The organism is Njordella aestuarii (genome assembly GCF_056494165.1).
On record NZ_CM151397.1, the window covers coordinates 4,311,413 to 4,330,432 of the forward strand.

The following is a 19,020-nucleotide window of genomic DNA, read 5'->3' on the forward strand; positions in this document are numbered from 1 at the left end:
TTATGAATCTTCCATCACAAGCTCGATTCATCGCAGTGTTAATGCTTGCCCTGGCTACGTCGGCGGCTAGCGGCCACGAGGGACATCAACCGCTTCCCACCAAGGGTGTTCAAGTTGATACACAGAATGGTCAACTGACATTGTCAGCGCAAGCGCGGAATGCCATTGGACTTCAAGCGGAAGAACTTCTGGTAGGCACCGTTGCTTCCACGTTGACGGTCTATGCGGAGGCCGTTACACCGTGGCAAGCAAAGGCGTTCGGCTCGGCGCAGATCTCTGGTCGCATCGCCAAACTACTATCGCGTCCTGGGGACTTTGTGAAAAAGGACCAGATCATTGCCGAGTTGAGTAGCCGCGAATTGGAACTGCTCAAACTGGATTATCAGCAAGCAGTTAATGACGTAAGCCTTAATCAGCGTCTGCTTGACATGACAAGGCCAACTGCGTTGGCCGGAGCTGTGCCGATGCAACGTTTGCTGGAAATCGAAAACGCAGTTGAGCAGAGCCAGAACCGCGTGGAAGTCGCACGAATTCGCGCCCGTACTCTTGGCGTTTCTCCCGATGTCTTTCAAAACAGCGCATCTGGTTCGTTGAACTATCCCATTCGATCGCCTATCGCTGGCCAGATCCTTCACTCGGACCTTGCAGAGGGCAAGTACGTGGAGGCGTTGGAACACCTATTTGAAGTAGTTAATACCGATGAAGTTTGGGTTCGGCTTCAACTCTTGGAAAAGGATATTTTCAAGGCCAAAGTAGGCAACCGAGTGAAGGTCGAGTTCCCTGCGTCGTCGATCTCGGTAGAAGGCGTTATCGATCGAATGGATGCTGGTTTAGATTCCCAAACTCAAGTCAGTTCAGCGTGGATGACACTCGCAAACCAAACGATCATTCCTGGACTTGTTGGTCGGGGCACGATTTATACGTCAGAGCAAGATGAGAAACTCACCGTTCCGCAGCGGGCAGTGTACAGCGACGGGCTGCAGAATTATGTCTTTGTTGAAGAGGCATCGACTCGGACTTCCGCAGAGTACCGGAAGAAAACCATCCAGTTAGGTAAGCGTACTTTGGAGGCGCATAAGCAGATCGAGCCGATGGTCGAAGTACTCCAAGGCGACATTTATCCTGGTGACCGAGTGGTAGTAAAGGGAGGTCATGAGTTATCGAGTTTGTTCTTTCTTGGCGTCTTAAAGCTCTCTAGCAGTGACCAGCAACGTTTAGGGATACGGACCGAGCCAGCGAGTCACCGCGAAGTTGCTTCGACTACGCAACTCACTGCGTCCGTGACGTTGCCCCCAGAGAACCGAAGTGTACTTTCCTCTCAGTTAGACGGAACGGTCTATTCGCACAAACTGAACCCGGGGCGATACGTCGAGGCTGGTGAAATATTATTGGAGATTGCTTCGCCTGAATTTCACAAGCTCCAGCTCGACCTGATCAGCACGTCGCTTGACGCCGATCTCTCGCTTCGTCGCGCTGATCGGCTTGACGGCGTCAAAGGCGATGCGGTTTCACTACGCATCGTATTGGAAACGCGCTCGGAAGCGGACCAGTTAAAGGCGCGGGCCGAAAGCCTAAGGCGGCAGCTTTCTACGTTGGGATTACTTGAAAGCGAAATAGAATCAATCGTTAAAGAACGGCGAATCCTCAACTATCTTCCACTTCGCTCCAACATAGCAGGGCGCATTACCTCGTCCGTAGTCACATTAGGCGAAACCGTTTCCGCGAGCCAGCCTCTTGTCGAAATTCACAATCTCGAATCCGTATGGATTGAGGCGCATGTACGATCGCCCGAGACCCATTCTCTAAATGGAGAAGTGAATGGCATCGCCACGATACTTGCCAATCCTGACATTAGCTTTCCAGTCGTCGTTTCACGAATCGGTCCAACCGTAAACGAGTCGACCCGCACACAGAGGATATGGCTTACTCCAAAGTCTAACTCCAGTGTCCCGCAACTTCGCTCAGGCGCATTGATCACGGTCGTCTTGCCGATCGGAAGTCCGACATCGACTCTTGCGATCCCCTCATCCGCCATCCTTCGCGAGGGGATGCACTATTTCAGCTTTGTTCAAAAGGACGATGGATACGTCGATCGACGCCGACTAAAGATTGGTCGCTCTGACGGTGCGTACACGGAAATTGTTGACGGTATCGAAGCGGGTGAGTTGGTCGTAACCGTTGGTGGTCGTGAGTTACAGACGGCCTTTGCATCATTGAGGTAGCATCCTTGCTCGACAGCATCATTCGTTTCTCATTGCACAACCGGGCGATCGTTGCGATTGCCTCACTGCTCGTAATGCTAGTCGGAGCATCTTTGCTTCGGACTATGCCCGTCGATGTGTTTCCCGACCTTAATCGTCCCACGGTGACGATTATGACCGAAGCACCGGGCTTGGCTCCGGAAGAAGTCGAAGTGCTCGTGACGCGACCGATCGAATTACTCTTAAACGGAGCGACCGGCGTCAAACGCGTTCGCTCATCGTCGGCCATTGGTCTATCGATCATTTGGGTTGAGTTTGACTGGGGAACCGACATCTTCATTGATCGACAGATCGTGAATGAGAAGTTGCAGCTAGCTCAATCAAAACTACCGGCGGGTACCAACCCGACGCTCGCGCCTATTTCATCCATCATGGGTGAGATCATGTTGCTCGCGCTTCGTAGCGATATTGAACCGAGCTCGAAGTTTGAGGCGGACGCGAAAGCGATGGAGCTGCGCACGCTGGGCGAGTTCACGGTGCGCAATCGGCTCCTTGCCGTTGAAGGCGTATCGCAGGTTTCCGTGATGGGCGGAATTCTTAAGCAATATCAAGTCCTCACCTCCCCTTCGAGGTTGGCGGCTCGCAATGTAACCCTTGCACAGCTAACGGACGCCACCGCAAAAGCCAATGTGCTTGCGGGTGGTGGTGTAATGGATCGCGGCGAAAAAGAATCGCTACTTCGTATCCAAGGCCAGTCGCTAACTCTCGAGGAGGTCGCCGCAACTCCTATCCTTTGGCGTGAGCAAGTACCCATACGAATCGGCGATGTGGCCGATGTCAAACTGGGCGGACCGATTAAACGCGGCGACGCTTCTGCGGTCGTGAAGATTGAGCCAGATGTAAATTTCGCCGTCGATCGAGCTGCGGAATATGCGCAGATGAACGATGGCGAGCACGAAGCAGCTAGCGATAGAGATCTCACTGGACAACCACATGCTAGGCCGTACCGCGAGTTGAGAGGCGGTATGGCGGTAATGCTTACCGTGCAAAAGCAGCCCGACGCGGACACGATTAAGCTTGACCGAAGAATAAACGATGTGCTGGCTTCGGTTCAGCGTGAGTTGCCAGCGGACGTAAAGCTTGAATCCGAAATCTTTCGCCAGAGCCACTTCATCGAAGCGGCGGTTGACAACGTCAGTGAAGCAGTACGCGACGGCGCTATCTGGGTCATCGTGATTCTGTTTCTTTTGATGGGCAACTTTCGTACAAGCATCAGTTCATTGTCATCCATGCCGCTGTCAATATTGCTAACTGTCATCGTCTTTTACCTGTTCGGTATCACCATAAACACGATGACACTTGGCGGGATCGCGGTGGCCATCGGTGACCTGGTCGATGATTCGATCGTTGACGTTGAAAACATTTATCGTCGACTTCGCGAAAACAAGCAGTTGCCAACTGAAGCTCAGAAGCCGCCTCTGGAAGTTATCTTCTCAGCATCGAGCGAGATTCGCAACTCGATTGTCTACGCAACTCTCATCGTCGTGTTGGTTGTGTTGCCGCTGTTCATGATGTCCGGAATCGAGGGGCGGCTGTTCGCACCGCTGGGTATTGCCTACATCGTCGCCTTACTGTGCTCGTTGGTGGTCGCATTAACCTTCACACCTGTACTAGCGAGCGTTCTACTGCCTCGCGCGCCATTCTTAGCCGACAAACGCGAACCTCTAATCATGCGTTGGTTGAAGCACTGGGACGAACGATTGCTGCGATGGACGCTTGGTCGTCCTAGGACCGTCCTCGCTGGGGTGAGCGTATTAGTGCTGCTCAGTTGCATGACCCTTCCTTGGATGGGCGGTGAGTTCTTGCCTCCATTCAATGAAGGAACAGCGACAATCAATCTACGACTTGAACCAGGAACTTCCCTAGGCGAGAGCCAGAGAATTGCTGGACGCGTTGAAGATATCCTGCTCGAAGTGCCAGAGGTTCTCTCGGTTGCCCGCAGGACCGGCCGTGCCGAGTTGGATGAGCATGCAGAAGGTGTGAACAACACGGAATTCGAAGTGCGATTCGCTCAACATAAGACCGAGAAAGTGGGATGGCACAATGCTGTCCTGCGAGCGATTCCGATCGCGCATCTTTGGAGCTTTGAATACCAGGGGCGAGCGCAGGAATCGGTGATTGCGGACCTACGCGATCGAATTTCAAGTATTCCGGGTGCGGCCGTGAACATCGGTCAGCCGATCTCCCATCGCTTAGATCATATGATGTCGGGGATTCGCGCGCAGATCGCGGTTAAGGTGTTTGGTCCTGATCTGCGTGAGTTGCGTACCGCGGCATATGATGTCCAGGCTCGGATGCAGGAGATTGATGGGGTCGTCGACCTGCAGATCGAGCCACAGATCGAAATTTCACAACTGCAGATGCGAGTCAAACGTGAAGAGGCCTCACGATACGGACTCGCCCCTGGTGATGTGGCGGATGTCTTGGAAACAGCGTTCAAAGGTACGGTGGTCTCACAAGTTATCGAGGAAGACAAATACTTCGGCTTAGTGGTCTGGTATGACGAGGAGTCGCGCCGAGATCCCAGCGTCATCGAAGAAACCATTCTTGAGACACCTTCCGGAGCGAAGGTCGCACTTTCACAAGTTGCCGAAATCTTGGATACGACTGGCCCCAATGTGCTCAATCGTGAACACGTTCAACGCCGAGTCGCCGTTTTTTGTAATGTCCAAGGGCGAGACTTGGCGAGTGTCGTACGCGATATCAAACTAGCACTCCAGCCGGTTGAGCAATCTCTTCATGAGCTGCCAGGTGAGTATTATCTCGACTACAGTGGACAATTCGAAGCACAGCAGCAGGCCACGTACAGATTATGGGGATTTGCACTGCTGAGTATCGTCGGCGTTTACCTGCTGCTGATGAAAGCTCTCGGCTCCCAACGTTCTGCACTCCAGGTGATTGTGAACGTGCCGTTGGCGGCGTTCGGCGCGATCGTTGCGCTCCTGATTGTGAATAGACCTGAAGCTTCTGAGTTCGTGGGCCAAGCTTGGTATCTCTGGCCAGGTACCTGGATTCAGGCGACCCATTTATCTTTGGCGCACTGGGTTGGATTCATCACGCTCATAGGCATTGTTAGTCGCAATGGCATCATGATGATCTCGCATTATCAACACTTGATGGAAGTTGATGGAATGCCATTTGGAAAGGAAATGATCATTCGCGGCAGCCTTGAACGCCTCGCGCCCGTAATGATGACAGCCATGACCAGCTTTGTAGGACTTCTTCCTTTGCTGTTCGGGTACGGTGAACCTGGTAAGGAGATCCTTTACCCGCTTTCCATTGTGTTGTTTGGCGGCATGATTGCATCAACCGTTCTAGACCAAATCGTCACTCCTGCACTTTTTTACCTTTTTGGCTCTGGGCTACCCGTGTCAGACCAAGCGAGTTCACCGAATGTTTAAGACTACTTTGGCAGCTCTTCTGATGTTGCTTCCCGCGTTCGCCTTTGGTTCCGAACCTTTCACCATCATCTCGGGGAGCGGCGAGAGATCACCGAAACAACCCCAAGCGTGTGTTGACTCGAGGGGCGTCGCCCATGTCACATTCGGCGTTGGAGATGACGTTTATTACTGCAGAGCTGGAGTTGATGAAAAGCCCTCACCGCTCGTCGCCTTTCAGGTACCTAACATGTCTCTTGGAATGCGAAGAGGTCCTCGGATTGCTCATGCCGGCGACGCTATTGTCATCACTGCGATTGGAGGTCCGCAGGGCAAAGGTGCTGATGGAGACATTTTGGCGTACCGCTCAATGGACGGCGGAAAGAGCTGGCTTGGCCCAGTGAAGGTCAACGACATTGAGGCCTCGGCGCGGGAGGGCCTGCACGCAATGACAGCCAGTGACGATGGAACATTGTGGTGCGTTTGGCTTGACCTTCGTGCGAAGCGGACTCAGCTCTTCGCATCTAAATCGATCGATCAAGGGGCCAGTTGGAGCAAGAATCAGTTGGTCTATCAATCTCCCGATGGAAGTATTTGTGAGTGCTGCCATCCATCGGTAGCGACCGAAGGCGATTCCGTGCATATCTTGTTTCGAAACTCATTGAAGGGGAATCGTGATATGTATCTGGTTTCTTCCAACAACAATGGCGAGACATTCGGCCTCGGAGAACGACTTGGAATCCAACATTGGAGCTTAAATGCTTGCCCAATGGACGGCGGCATGTTGGCGATCGCACCGAATGGCGAAGTTGTTACCGCTTGGCGTCGTGGCAACACTGTCTTCACGTCCATTGGAAAAGCCAAGTCGGATACCATGTTGGAAAACGGTGAACAACCTTGGATCGCAAGCAACCCGAGTGGGACTTATGTCGTTTGGCTCACCAAACGCGATGGCCAAGTGCGGCTGGCGAAGCTTGGAACTCCCAACTCGACAACTATTGCTGAAAACGCTCGAGATCCAATCGTCGCAGTTGGTGACGGCAATGAATCGCCAGTTTTCGTGTTTTGGGAACAGCGAGCCGGCGACCGAGTATCTATCGAGTGCCAGTTAGTTCATTAGCATCGTTTCACTCGATCCATGCCAGTTGGCTCCCCGGTGACGAGAGTGTAGGAGCCGAAACATGCACGCGAATCGGGCTGCTTGCGAACGAGCTTTGCTTCCCAACTGTGGAAAGAAACGCAATGCAGTTCGTCGCGTTGATCGGTTCTCTCGTCAACGGGCTGGTGTAGACAGGCGGTGAATGATGGAACGGCGAATGGCGAACAAGCCGCTTTTTCCTATTGTTGCGAAAGTGAGTCGTCGTTATCATACCCGGGGAGGGTGTTAACCCATAGTTAGAACCTCTTCGTGAAGAAACAGACCAAACGGGTCTCGAACTTCGTAAGTCCTTGCGTTGCAAGGCTTTACGAATTTCGAGCGCAGAGAGTATTGTTACGAAGAGGGTTGCGCTCGGGGAGCCTAACAAATCATTGGAATTTCCAATGATTCGATTTAACAGAGAAGCCGAGGACTAAACCCCTCGGCTTTTTTCGTTGTTTTCCAAGGTTTTTTGCAATTCTCGCAAAATATGGCGACCCACGCAGAGCTCTCTCAAATTTCTCAAAAATCGCATTTCCGCGACCGGATAGCGCGTTTTCGTCTTCAACTCTCAAACTCTCTGATTGACAGAGAAGTCTTGTTTAACAACCGGGGATGGGACGGAAGCAAGTTTACTCGCTCGGGTCGAACCTGTGAACGAAAAGTTGACTGAGCTCACCAACAAGCAAGAAAACCTGCATGCGGACAGCAAGCAAATTAAGATTTGGATGGAAGGCGATCTGCCGGAATCGATGATAACCGCGTTTGCCCGTGAATCCATCCGTTTCACCGAGCATTGCCTTCTTGCTATTAATTGACATTAACTACCAACATCTGCCATAATCAGTGGCTAGAGGCAACGCGGTAGTCTCGATTCGCTCATGAAGGTTGGTCGTAAAAATGCACAAAACAAATGACGAAGTTTTCACGATTGATGAATTGGCAGTCTATTTAAAGGTCTCCAAATCGACCCTCTATAGGTTAGTTCAGAGCGGTAAAGTGCCAGGGCAGAAGATTGGCAAGCACTGGCGATTTAAGCGAGAAGTAATTGACAGGTGGTTCGAGCCTTCGATGGAAGCTAAGCCAAGTCAGCGTTGAACGAAATGCGCGAAAAAATACTGACAACAATGGAGTGACAATTGATCGAAGATAATTTTGACGTACCGTTCGCGGCCAGGGCCGCACTCAAAGAAAAGCAAATCCAGCAAGCGTATCGCCCCATAATTGCAGTCCACAAGTGGTTCGCACGCCGTCCGGGAACATTGTTTCGCAGTCTTCTGCTCGCGGAATTCGGAGACGGACCGCTGAAAGAAACATTCTTCAAGTCTAATGACCTATCAGGGAAAGTTGTTGCCGACCCCTTCATGGGTGGTGGCACTCCAGTTCTAGAGGCAAATCGCCTTGGCGCGGACGTAATTGCCTGCGACATCAATCCAATGGCGTGCTGGATCGTAAACAGAGAAATCGAGGATCTAGACATCGATTCATACATTGATACCAGCCGAACAATTGGTCGCGCCATCGAGAGAAAGATCGGACACTTGTTTAGGACGGAGTGCTGCCAATGTCGTAAGCTCGCAAATGTAAAGTACTTTTTGTGGGTGAAACAGCAGGATTGCATACACTGCACCAAGACTTTCGATCTTCGCCCAGGTTACTTGCTTTCAAAAAACATCCGGCACCCTCGAAATGTTCTTTGTTGCCCAAATTGTGGCACTTTAAACGAATGCGAAAACTTGAAGGCATTGGGTGAGTGTAAGAAATGCAAGTCTCAGTTGCAGGTGGAGGGAAATGCCAAGCGTGGTACTGCAACTTGTCCGCACTGCAACGGCAAGAATGCATTCCCAAATGGTTTGAAGCCAAAGCATCGTCAGTTTGCAATTGAGTATCACTGCTCCAACTGCCGTGGTAGAAGCAAAGGTCGGATGTTCAAGACCCCTGACGAATTGGACATCGAAAATGAGCTCGAAGCGTGTCGACTTCTAAAGACGTCGAGGCCCAGGTTTATTCCTACCGCCAGCATTATCGCGGGTGATGAAACCGACCGTCTCCTGAAATGGGGTTATGCGGGCTTTGCTGACTTGTTCTCCAATCGACAGCTACTATCACTGGAAATCACAGCTAGGCTGATTTCAAAAGTTTCAGACGATGCGATTCGCAATGCTCTTGCGACAAACTTCTCCGATCTTCTGCGATACCAAAACATGCTTTGTCGATACGATACTATGGCGTTAAAATCTCTCGACATCTTCTCCGTTCATGGTTTTCCAGTTTCCTTGATTCAGTGCGAATCAAACTTTTTGGGAATACAGGGTGAGACTGGAGTTAACGTCGGCAGTGGAGGTTGGAGCAACATCACGAGCAAGTACGCAAAAGCAAAGTCCTACTGTAGTCACCCTTTCGAAACGCGAGAGCAAGGTAAGAAATCAGTCGTTGTCTACACTGAAAACGAGTGGATCGGCGAAAGGCGTGAAAACAGACCAAGTCGAAAGGTAAAAATTCGGTGTGGCGATTCGGCATCTATCGAGATAGCGTCAAACTCACTTGATGCTGTATTCACAGATCCCCCTTACTTTGGCAATGTTCAATATGCGGAGCTAATGGATTTCTGCTATGTCTGGCTGAAAAAGCTAGTGGACAAAGACGCAAAAATCTTCGCACGCTTATCGACTCGTAGTCCAAACGAGCTCACCGGGAATTCCACAGAGGGTCGTGACTTACATCATTTTGCAGACGGCTTGTCTCGTGTCTTCAAGAGAATGGTTAAAGCACTAAAACCTGGAGGACCGTTGGCGTTTACGTTTCACCATAATCAAATTGCGGCATATGCACCGATTGCACTCGCAGTTCTAGATGCTGGTGTTCCGTGTACTGCAGTGGTTCCATGCCCTGCTGAAATGAGCGGTTCCATACACATAAGCGGAACTGGGTCATCGATTATTGACTCTGTATTCGTCTGCCGGAAAGACGCGTTGGTTCCAAATGACTCCCCTCCTCAACTTAGTAGCTTTTTACAACGTGACATAGACAACTTGAAAGAAGCTGGTTACTCACTGACGGATGGAGACTTGAGGTGCATATTCTTTGGGCATTTGACTCGAATGTGCGTCAATAAGCTGCTCAATACCTGGGATTCTAATCTTCCGGTTGACGAGCGAATGCGAATAGTAAAAAGTGAAATAATCGAGTTCACCAAGCTTTCGACGGTTTTAGATCAAATGGACCGCAGCGAAAAGGCATCTGGTTCCAATTTCCAACAGGAGCTTTTCGAGGTGGCAACGTGAGTTTCGATAGACCAATTATTTTTCCGTTTGAGCATGATATCGAAGCCATCGAACGCGGCATCGATTCATATGCCGAAAATGTCATCGCTTCACTTGAATCAAGCTTCTTGCTGATGCCAAAGGGAAATGGGTTCGTGGAGTTTGGTCAGTTCGAAGCCGGCTATGAAGCGTTAAAGCGAAACACGAATGCATTTCAAAAGGTTACTCAAGACACTCTGCAATCGGCATTGAATGAAAACCCGCTTACGCTAATCATCATCCGTGCGATACTCGGGTTTACTCCGCCAGAGTGGGCCCACATAACTTCTGCGACAACAGGGTGCGCAGTATCGCAAGGATATGCACGAAGCATTGATCGCAATGTAAGGCTAAATCCTGAAAAGCGACTACCTCGAAACGAACGAATTACTGCCATGCTAGAGGCAGCATGCAATCTGCTGGAATCGGGCGATACCACGTCTGTGTCAACTACAATTCATCGACTTGACAAGGCCGATACGAGGGATGGACTGGCTAGCGTTCAAGCATCAAGTAAAATGGGGATTCCGTATGCGATGCTGCTTTATGAGCGATTCTTAGGTCGCCCGTTTGCATCTCACCGAGATTCGATTAGCGAACTCATTGGTGACAACATGGAGGGACCAATTGAGGATCTTCTGTCGAAAGCAGATATAAGCTTCAGAAAAACAAAACGAGCTGAGAGGATCGAGGGCTTCGAGCAAGCACCTGACTTCATTATCCCAAGCGAATTCAACCCTGCGATCGTGATTGAAGCAAAGATTACTGAGGACGACGGCACGGCAAGGGACAAGGTAACTCGAATACAGCACTTATCCACGCTTTCAAGTGTACGTGAACGACATGGCCAACCACCTTTTCAAGTTGTTGCCTGCATCGATGGAAGAGGCTTTGGAATCAGGAAAGAAGACATGAAGAAGATTATCCGCGCAACGCGAGGCAAGGTATTCACTCTTGCTACACTTGATAGGCTTATTCCATTTACTAACCTATCGAAGTTCGTATCTAAGACCTGATGAGCAACTAGGGAAGCAATATGAGTCTGTTAAAAGGCGAGACACTCGAGTTTTCCCATCTCTCGGAGGTTAGTTCCGCGACCTACTCCGACAATGACATCAATAAAAAGTATGTCGCTGGGGAAGTGCGCATAGTCACGGAAGCAGCCCGCTACCCGCTTAGCACTATCCCGAAGCTTCTTGCAAGCGGCGATTACGAGTTGAATCCGGAGTTTCAAAGACGACACAGATGGCACCCGCATAGGCAATCGAAACTTATTGAATCGTTGATAATGAACGTTCCAATCCCGCCGATTTTCTTATACGAGGATCGATACTCTCACTACCAAGTGATGGATGGGCTGCAGAGACTCACAGCAATACGGGAGTTTTATGACAATAGGCTTGAGTTGGCTGGGCTAGAAGAGTGGCGGGAGCTTAACGGACGAACTTACAAAACACTCCCAGACCAGATTCGACGGGGAGTTGATCGTCGGTACCTTTCGTCAATCATCTTGTTGCAGGAAACCGCAAAAGACGACGCTGAAGCTAATCGACTCAAGCAGTTGGTGTTTGAGAGAATCAATAGCGGTGGAGTTCGCCTGGAGCCCCAGGAAAGTAGAAATGCAATCTACGATGGCCCATTGAACAGAATGTGTATCGAACTCTCCCGCGTACCTGCACTCTGTCGGCTCTGGATGATACCCGAACCGACTGAGCAAGAAATTCAAACCAATGGAGAAATGATTTCTGACGAGCGCCTTAACAACTCCGACTTCCAGCAGATGAGAGACGTCGAACTTGTTTTACGCTTTTTCGCATATCGACAGCGCCAGATTCACAATACCAATACCCTTCGAACCTATCTCGACAATTACCTAAACTATGGCAATAGACTGCCTCTGGATGTTCTCAAGGAGCTAGCGTCGATTTTCGAAAACACCATTACCTTTTGCGAAGAACTGTTTGGCGAGACTGCATTCTGCGTGCGCCGACAACGCGGTGGCGGAGACTGGCATTGGCGTCAAGGTCCGACAACAGTTGTCTACGACCCTATGATGCTTGCTATAAGTGAGGTTTTGGATCAAAAAGAAAGTCTACTCAGACGCAAGGATGACTTAAATGCGAATCGCGAACTACTTTTCGAAGAGCATTCGGAGCTGTTTGGGGGACGTCAAGTCAATCCAGCAAGTCAAGAAGCACGAGTAAAGCTGCTGCGTGAACTATTAAATTGAGCGGCGTACATTATGCTAGATACTTCAATAGCTGTACTTTATCGTGCGATATCCGACGCTCGTCATCAGATTCATGCATTGGAGCTTGAGTCAAAGATATTTGATGAGAATGGAGAAGATTCAATTGCTGATCAACGAATCCGCCAGTTAATGAAGCATCTGCAGGGGAAAACGCTCATTCAGCGAAAGTTCAATTACTGCGGCTTAGTGATTACTGTGTCCGGAATGCTGGAGCAATACCTTGACTCACTTATAGCTGAATTCGTTCAGGTTGCGGCTGGTATTGCCCTACTTGCCTCTGATCTTCCGCCAGCTCTACTATCGAACCATCTTGGCCTTAGCCTTGAGTACCTAAACGCAGTTGCCCGCGACTCGTACAAAGGAGATGACTCCGTAGAGGAGATCATCACGCGGCTTTATGGCACCTGTTGCAGCAAAGCACCTTTTGATTTCAATGACCGTGCGTTTGCGTTTCGACGTGCAAATTATCGATGCGATTTGATTAACCAAGTATTTGCGCGAGTGGGAGTGAATTCCATTCTCCAGAAAATTTACGAAACCTTGCCCTTTAGCCAGTATCTCAAAACGCAACTTGAAACTGATGATTCTCAGAATCTCGAAAGAGATTCTGTTTTTAAGAGACTCGATGATTTGGCTGAACGAAGAAATGATGCTGCTCACGGAAACGTAACGCAAATCCTAAGTCACGAGTTGATTGTTCCATACGTCGAGTTCATCGAAGCCTTCGGAGTTGGCATTCGTGAGGTGCTACTCGGCGAATTGTTCCGTATTCTCGCAAACCGCCCCAACGTCTTTCACAAACCATTTCAAGTAATCAATAATTCCATAGTTTGTATACAACGAATCAGCTATATCATCCGAGTGGGTGATTATGTTGTTGCTGCTGTCCCGACAACTAGTAGATACCTTGGAGGAGAAATCACCAACATTCGGGTTGACAATCAAGACGTACCACAGGCAGATGGATCCTCCGCTCCAGTTGATGTTGGCTTGGAGGTGAATGCCAAAATCAAAGACAACTATTGGTTTGGTATTGTCTCGAAGGATCGCGTGTACAGAAATCCCTGAACTTTGCTAGCCGTGGATCTTGCCAACTAGTTCGACTGAAAGAAAGTAAGAACGATTTGGGCGGGAATGGGAATTGGTTAGGTACTTGAGTTCGATAGGGGAACACTAGGTTTAGAAATCGGAGTATTCTAGTAACGAAACTAACAGCGGTTGGCGTTGGTTGGCCTCAAACCTTGCACCTGATTCTCCAAGTCACCAATCAAAACGGGTGACAGCGCTAATATCCTCTGAACTGTTGCCGTCTGGTCACAAGATGGGCCAGTCGTGCACCAAGATATAGTTGGATCTCGCATCGCTATTCCATGTGGTATCTGGCTCTCATCACTCGCGACTGTTAGCCAATGCTGGCGAACAACCTGTTTTCCAGTATGGCTGCACGTATCTCAAGATACTTATCGGTTCCGGTCCAATGCTGCTCTCGAATCGCTGAACTACACTTTGCATCGGTCACTAAGACCGAGTCAACATTTGCAGAATGCTGCGAAGCATCGGGCGCAGCCAGGAACTCAAGAGTAATATCGGGCTTCTGGAATGCCCTTGTGGAATGCCCCCCTTTTTTTGGTCCGTGTGATATGAGGGTCTAGAGCCTCGCATTTCCGAGGCGAGGAGACTTTTAAATGACCAATAAGCCATCGAAGAAACCACGCCGGAACAGATCATTGTGAAGCTGCGCGATGCTGATTTGATGCTCAATACCGGCAAGAACTTGGCAGCTGTATTGCAGAGCCTGGAGGTCAGTGAGCAGACGTACTATCGCTGGCGTAATCAGTACGGCGGAATGAAGAGCGACGAGGCCAAACGTCTCAAAGAGCTTGAGAACGAGAACATGCGTTTAAAGCGACTCTTGGCAGATGCGGAACTTGATAAGGCGATGCTCAAGGAAGCCTTGCGGGGAAACGACTGAGCCCGACCAAGAAACGCGAGACGGTCCAGCGCGTTCGGGACCAGTTCAAAGTTTCGGAACGTCGGGCCTGTCGAGCTATAGGCTTTCAGCGCAGTAGTCTGCGCTACCGCAAACGACCTCGAACTGATGAAGCTCAGTTACGAACTCGGATCCTGGCGCATGTGCGTCAGCGTCCACGTTTTGGATACCGTCAGATAGCTCGCCTTTTGAGGGCAGAAGGCTTTCGTGTAAACAACAAACGGGTGTACCGGATATGGCGACAGGAAGGGCTTAAAGTGCCAAGAAAACGCAGGAAAAAGCGCTCACTTGGAACAGCTGACAATGCTTGTCACCGCCTGCGTGCGACACACGCGGATCACGTGTGGAGCTGGGACTTTATCTTTGATCGAACCGAGAGCGGTCAGACGTTGAAGATCTTCACGATCATCGACGAGTACACACGGCGATGTATCACGCTGGACGTATCGCGGAGCTTCAAGGCGGAAGACATCATCAACCGACTTTCGGAGCTGTTCGTGATGTACGGTTTACCCGAGCACATACGCAGCGACAATGGACCGGAGTTCGTTGCCAAGGCGATTCGCGGGTGGCTGAAGAAGCTCGGCGTTCAGACGCTGTACGTTGAGCCAGGCAGCCCCTGGGAGAACGGGTATGCGGAGAGCTTTCACAGTCGGTTGCGTGACGAGTTGCTTGGGGTTGAACTATTCAATAGTGTTTCTCATGCACGAGCTTGTGCAATAGCCTGGCGCGAGGACTACAACAACTATCGGCCGCACAGTTCACTGGGCGGCAAACCACCTGCGGAATACGCTCGTCGCTGTGCTGCTTCCGTTACGGCTGCGACTTCACTCCAGCAGCACAGCGATCCTTTACCTTTTACCCAAACGTCACTCTCATAACACCTGGACAAAAAATGGGGGCACTTCACTTACTCACGGATACGCTCACGGCTCTCCCCAGATAAGAGCGTGACTTGTCCCAGCTTAAGCTCTCCATCTACCTACACCCTGTCTTCCGGTTTGGTTCTGCGTTGTCAAGCACGCTCGCATGGAGTCGTCGGCCTCAGATGAATTTTCTGTTCGTAGCCTGGCAGGTCTTGGTGAGAATACATCCGAGTAGGGGAAATGACGCACTGACGGCAGTCTACAGACTTGGCGCTTACCCATGTATTCGCAGGCTTCCTCCCCACGGTCGGTCGCCCTTCCGCAGTTGCCTTCACCTCGTGTTGCTTTTTTATGAACTATCCATCTGGTATGATGACTCCAGTTAGAAATACCGGAACTAAACACAGGGGACTAGGTTCTAGTCGAACCGCACCCCAGAAACTCAAGTACATGCTGGGCGTACTTGGACATTAAGCGGCGGTCGACGCCTACTGGAATGGATACCTGGCTGGCCGCCGCCCAGTCAACGCAAACGTTATTTGGGAGAAGTATGGACTTCAAAGCATTCACAGAATCTGAGCTACTTCAGATGCACGCTGACTTGATCGAAGAACTTCGCGGTCCTGGGGTCGTTCGTACGGGCAACAACCTCATCGGGGACTATACCGAGTGGATTGTTTGCAATCGTCTGGGTCTTGTGATACAACCAAACTCTCGTGCCTCATACGATGGCATCGACTCCTGTGGTACTCGCTATCAGATAAAGGGACGACGCACGATACGTCCGAACGGAAACGTACAACTTAGCGTGATCAGAAAACTTGACGCCAATGGGTTCGACTTCTTGATTGCTGTCGTCTTCAACGCGGACTACACAATTCGATTTGCGGCCAAGATACCTCCCGCGACAGTGAGTGAGATTGCTGTCTATAGCCAACATGTAAATGGTCACGTTCCTATCATTCGCGAAAACATATTCAAACGAGTGGAAGTAGTAAACATCACTGACACATTTTATGCCCCAATGCCGACTTCGAGACTTCCCATATCTATAGCCGCCACATAACAAAATGTTGAACACAGAGCCTCGGATTGCGTCGTTCCACAATCGATGTTGCTTGGTCGACTGTCTCAGATTAATGTGTCATTTGACCGCGGTAAGAACTGGATCCCATCGTGGCGAGCAAAACGTTCATATGCAAGAATATGGCGGTCACTAGATAATTGAAACATATTCAACCAAGCATAGAAGTGACTAATCCGATTGTCCGTTCCAAAGGTCAAACTCTCGAAATTCTTTAAGACGTTTGCGCCGGAGTATATGCTTGGGACGACGTATACGGTGAGCTTTGCGTTCTTTGAATCTGTGGTCTTTCCGCTTGTTGACCGGCGGAAGTTGAAACGGTGCGTGCTCCTTTGCGACAAGCACGGTTTTCAACGGGCCATGGCTGAAGCGTTCGCCCTACGTCAGGCAACCCGCGAGTACATTGCGGCGACTGTCCCATGCAAAGGAAGCTTTCACCCCAAAGTTTGGTTGTTGCTTAATGAACACAAACTCGCTCTCCTTGTCGGAAGTGGGAATCTTACGCAATCTGGCTTTATCGACAATTTTGAATTGTTCGAGACGTTGGAACTGGAGAGCGGTGGATCGGGGAAATCGATCGCTGATGATGTCTATCGGTTTTTGGATGGACTGATAGGACTGTGGCGAACCACGGGGTCGGGACTATTGGCAGTCGAAGCGATTGCGGAGTTACGGTCAGCAGTTCGAAGCTTTTCGCAGACCCTGAGTGAAAGCGACGAAGAAGCTCGCTTTGTGACCTCGTTTGATGGCGATTTCGATCGCGTCCTAGCCGACGTGGTCGCGCAGCCAGATGAACTGCACATTGCTTCTCCCTATTTCGGCGGATCACTTGCTGGTATTGAGCGGATGCAGGCGGCCTTGAATCCTGTTGAAACCTGGGTCTATCCAGCCATTCATTCAGGCGAGATGGTCGATCTGCCTTTGAACGCCGCCCGAGAGCGAGATGGGATTCGGTTGGGTTCCATGATGTCGCTGGTGGGAAAAAATCGTTTTTCGCACTTGAAGCTTTTTGGTGCCGTTAAAGGTGACCAGCGCTGGCTTTTGAGCGGCAGTGTCAACTGCACTGTCGCCGCGATCGCTGGCAACAATGTTGAGGCGGCCGTTTTGCGACCACTTTCGACGGAAACTTTCGCCCAGTATTTTTCCCCAGAATCGAAGAAAGAGCTGGTCGCGAACGGACAAGTAATAAGGGAGTATGAGTCGTCAAATTGGTTGCTCTTCTGGGCAACTGATGTCGGCGATCGAATTAAGCTGGTTACAGATAAAGTGGGAAAGCTGCCGTTATCGAACGTGACACTCGAATTGAGAGCGGGCGGGCACCGCGCTTCGTACAGTGTCGATCAACTCTTTGTAGATAGCGGTTCTGCTACGTTTCCTTGGTCGTGTTTTGGAGAGGCGAAATCGAATCCCGGTGCCGCTCGACTTATCCAGATCGCAGCGAACGACTCAGTAGGCAATCGAGTCACAGGCGGAGCCTTAGTTGACGATGTGGTGGCGTTGTCGGCGGACCCCTCACACCGAGGTGCATGGCGTGCGGCCGTGGCATTACTTTTAAGCGAGAGCATGCCGCACTATGCCGACATTGCCGCATTGTTCTCGTTGGTGCAAGAAGTTGCATTTAATGATGATGATAACGATCAGTCGATTCGCAAAGCGTTAGGGTCAACGGAAACTAATAAGCAAGCCAAAGCCGCCAAATGGCCTCCGGAGCCGATCGACTCGCAAAGTTATTACTTTTCTGGTGAAAAGTCAGCTGGCGGACAGATGTATTGGTTTGATCGCATCCTTGCCACAATGGTACGTAGCGCCGACGCCCCAGACACAGACGCTGCCCTGACAAGCAGTTATGCCGACGAGGAAGGCGTTTCCATCATCGAAGCAAAGGTGGATCCGAAAGTAGTCATGGGTTGCCGAAAGTTCTGGGATCACGCATTCAAACAATTTTGCAAATTAGAGAACGAATTGTCGTGGATGGAAATAGATTTAAAGCGTGCAAGTCGGCTTTGGGGGCCTGTCACATTTATGTTCCTCGGCACGCTTGCTGTACGACACTCGATCATAAAAGCGATTGGCGATCGTGTCGAAACTTTTCCTATGATAGATTTGCTGCGTGATTCGGTCCAAATGATGCTGTGCGAGCGAGACCAGGGTGACGATTTCACACCTCCAAAATCATGCTGCTATGACGACGCGCTGTTTCCATCGGTGGCACGTGATTTAATGGATCGTTTCGGCGTTTACCCCCACCCAGAGGTTTGTGTGCCCTGGTTGTTGACTCTAGCGCACTTGTATGCTTCTGAACAAAAAGCGAAACAGAACGACTTTGTCTTAACTGCATGGCTAAATTTTAAAGACGTCGCTGGCGACTATCTTTCGGTTTGCCTAAATGACTATGAGCATATGAAGCTGTTATGGCAGCGATACTTTGGTGCAGGCATAGAAGGCCTTACATGGTTGGAGATCGAGTCGGCAATCAGATCCCTCGTCGAACTCTCGTGGTACAATCATGACGGATTCAAAGAGGTTTGGTCGCAGCGAGAGTCGTTGGTCACCGGGCGTTTTGAGGTTTGCGGCGATACCTCAGGTGCCTGTCTCAATAACAACTGTCGACTCAGTGGGACTGTAAATCCAGTGCACGGACGACTGCATCGGGAATTACGAATGACAAAATGCACAGCATGCGGAACTTTCATGATTCCGAATCGCTTGCACGAAATTCTAAAACAAGAATCGGCGACATAGCGTGAGAGC

Annotated in this window: 11 protein-coding genes and 1 pseudogene; all 12 read left to right on the forward strand. The window is 50.3% G+C overall.

What is annotated here, in order from left to right; all coding sequences use genetic code 11:
- Window positions 1-2: 2 nt before the first annotated feature.
- The 12 genes and pseudogenes from SH451x_RS17090 (at window position 3) to SH451x_RS17145 (ending at window position 19,011) form a co-directional block, all read left to right on the forward strand.
- Entirely contained in the window at window positions 3-2,222 is a 2,220-nt protein-coding gene (locus SH451x_RS17090; RefSeq protein WP_479358196.1) for an efflux RND transporter periplasmic adaptor subunit, read from the forward strand.
- Between the two features lie 5 nt (window positions 2,223-2,227).
- Window positions 2,228-5,662: an efflux RND transporter permease subunit gene (locus SH451x_RS17095; RefSeq protein WP_479358197.1), complete on the forward strand. Its 3,435-nt coding sequence runs from the start codon at window positions 2,228-2,230 to the stop codon at window positions 5,660-5,662.
- Window positions 5,655-6,758, forward strand: coding sequence for a sialidase family protein (locus SH451x_RS17100; protein ID WP_479358198.1), 1,104 nt, complete (start codon window positions 5,655-5,657; stop codon window positions 6,756-6,758). Before SH451x_RS17095 ends, SH451x_RS17100 begins: the two co-directional genes overlap by 8 nt.
- 671 nt (window positions 6,759-7,429) lie before the next feature.
- On the forward strand, window positions 7,430-7,594 hold the full coding sequence (locus tag SH451x_RS17105; RefSeq protein ID WP_479358199.1) for a hypothetical protein: 165 nt from the start codon (window positions 7,430-7,432) through the stop codon (window positions 7,592-7,594).
- A gap of 82 nt (window positions 7,595-7,676) precedes the next feature.
- Window positions 7,677-7,874 (forward strand): helix-turn-helix domain-containing protein, encoded by a 198-nt coding sequence (locus SH451x_RS17110; protein WP_479358200.1) that lies wholly within the window; start codon window positions 7,677-7,679, stop codon window positions 7,872-7,874.
- 41 nt (window positions 7,875-7,915) lie between these two features.
- Complete coding sequence (locus SH451x_RS17115; protein WP_479358201.1) at window positions 7,916-10,060, forward strand: DNA adenine methylase; 2,145 nt, start codon at window positions 7,916-7,918, stop codon at window positions 10,058-10,060.
- Complete coding sequence (locus SH451x_RS17120; protein WP_479358202.1) at window positions 10,057-11,094, forward strand: hypothetical protein; 1,038 nt, start codon at window positions 10,057-10,059, stop codon at window positions 11,092-11,094. The genes SH451x_RS17115 and SH451x_RS17120 overlap by 4 nt, the downstream gene beginning before the upstream one ends.
- Window positions 11,095-11,114: 20 nt before the next feature.
- Window positions 11,115-12,308 carry a GmrSD restriction endonuclease domain-containing protein gene (locus tag SH451x_RS17125; protein ID WP_479358203.1) on the forward strand — a complete coding sequence of 398 codons (1,194 nt, stop codon included), beginning with the start codon at window positions 11,115-11,117 and terminating at the stop codon, window positions 12,306-12,308.
- 12 nt (window positions 12,309-12,320) lie between these two features.
- Window positions 12,321-13,397 carry a HEPN domain-containing protein gene (locus SH451x_RS17130; RefSeq protein ID WP_479358204.1) on the forward strand — a complete coding sequence of 359 codons (1,077 nt, stop codon included), beginning with the start codon at window positions 12,321-12,323 and terminating at the stop codon, window positions 13,395-13,397.
- 617 nt (window positions 13,398-14,014) lie between these two features.
- Window positions 14,015-15,200: pseudogene (locus tag SH451x_RS17135) on the forward strand (IS3 family transposase).
- A 535-nt stretch (window positions 15,201-15,735) separates the two neighbouring features.
- Entirely contained in the window at window positions 15,736-16,251 is a 516-nt protein-coding gene (locus tag SH451x_RS17140; protein WP_479358205.1) for a hypothetical protein, read from the forward strand.
- Between the two features lie 198 nt (window positions 16,252-16,449).
- On the forward strand, window positions 16,450-19,011 hold the full coding sequence (locus SH451x_RS17145) for a phospholipase D-like domain-containing protein (RefSeq protein ID WP_479358206.1): 2,562 nt from the start codon (window positions 16,450-16,452) through the stop codon (window positions 19,009-19,011).
- The last annotated feature ends 9 nt before the right edge of the window (window positions 19,012-19,020 follow it).

Excerpts from the sequence above, each read along its gene's own strand:
- SH451x_RS17090 (WP_479358196.1), top strand. The coding sequence starts at position 3 with ATGAATCTTCCATCACAAGCTCGATTCATCGCAGTGTTAATGCTTGCC.
- SH451x_RS17100 (WP_479358198.1), top strand. The coding sequence starts at position 5,655 with ATGTTTAAGACTACTTTGGCAGCTCTTCTGATGTTGCTTCCCGCGTTC.
- SH451x_RS17110 (WP_479358200.1), top strand. The coding sequence starts at position 7,677 with ATGCACAAAACAAATGACGAAGTTTTCACGATTGATGAATTGGCAGTC.
- SH451x_RS17125 (WP_479358203.1), top strand. The coding sequence starts at position 11,115 with ATGAGTCTGTTAAAAGGCGAGACACTCGAGTTTTCCCATCTCTCGGAG.
- SH451x_RS17130 (WP_479358204.1), top strand. The coding sequence starts at position 12,321 with ATGCTAGATACTTCAATAGCTGTACTTTATCGTGCGATATCCGACGCT.
- SH451x_RS17140 (WP_479358205.1), top strand. The coding sequence starts at position 15,736 with ATGGACTTCAAAGCATTCACAGAATCTGAGCTACTTCAGATGCACGCT.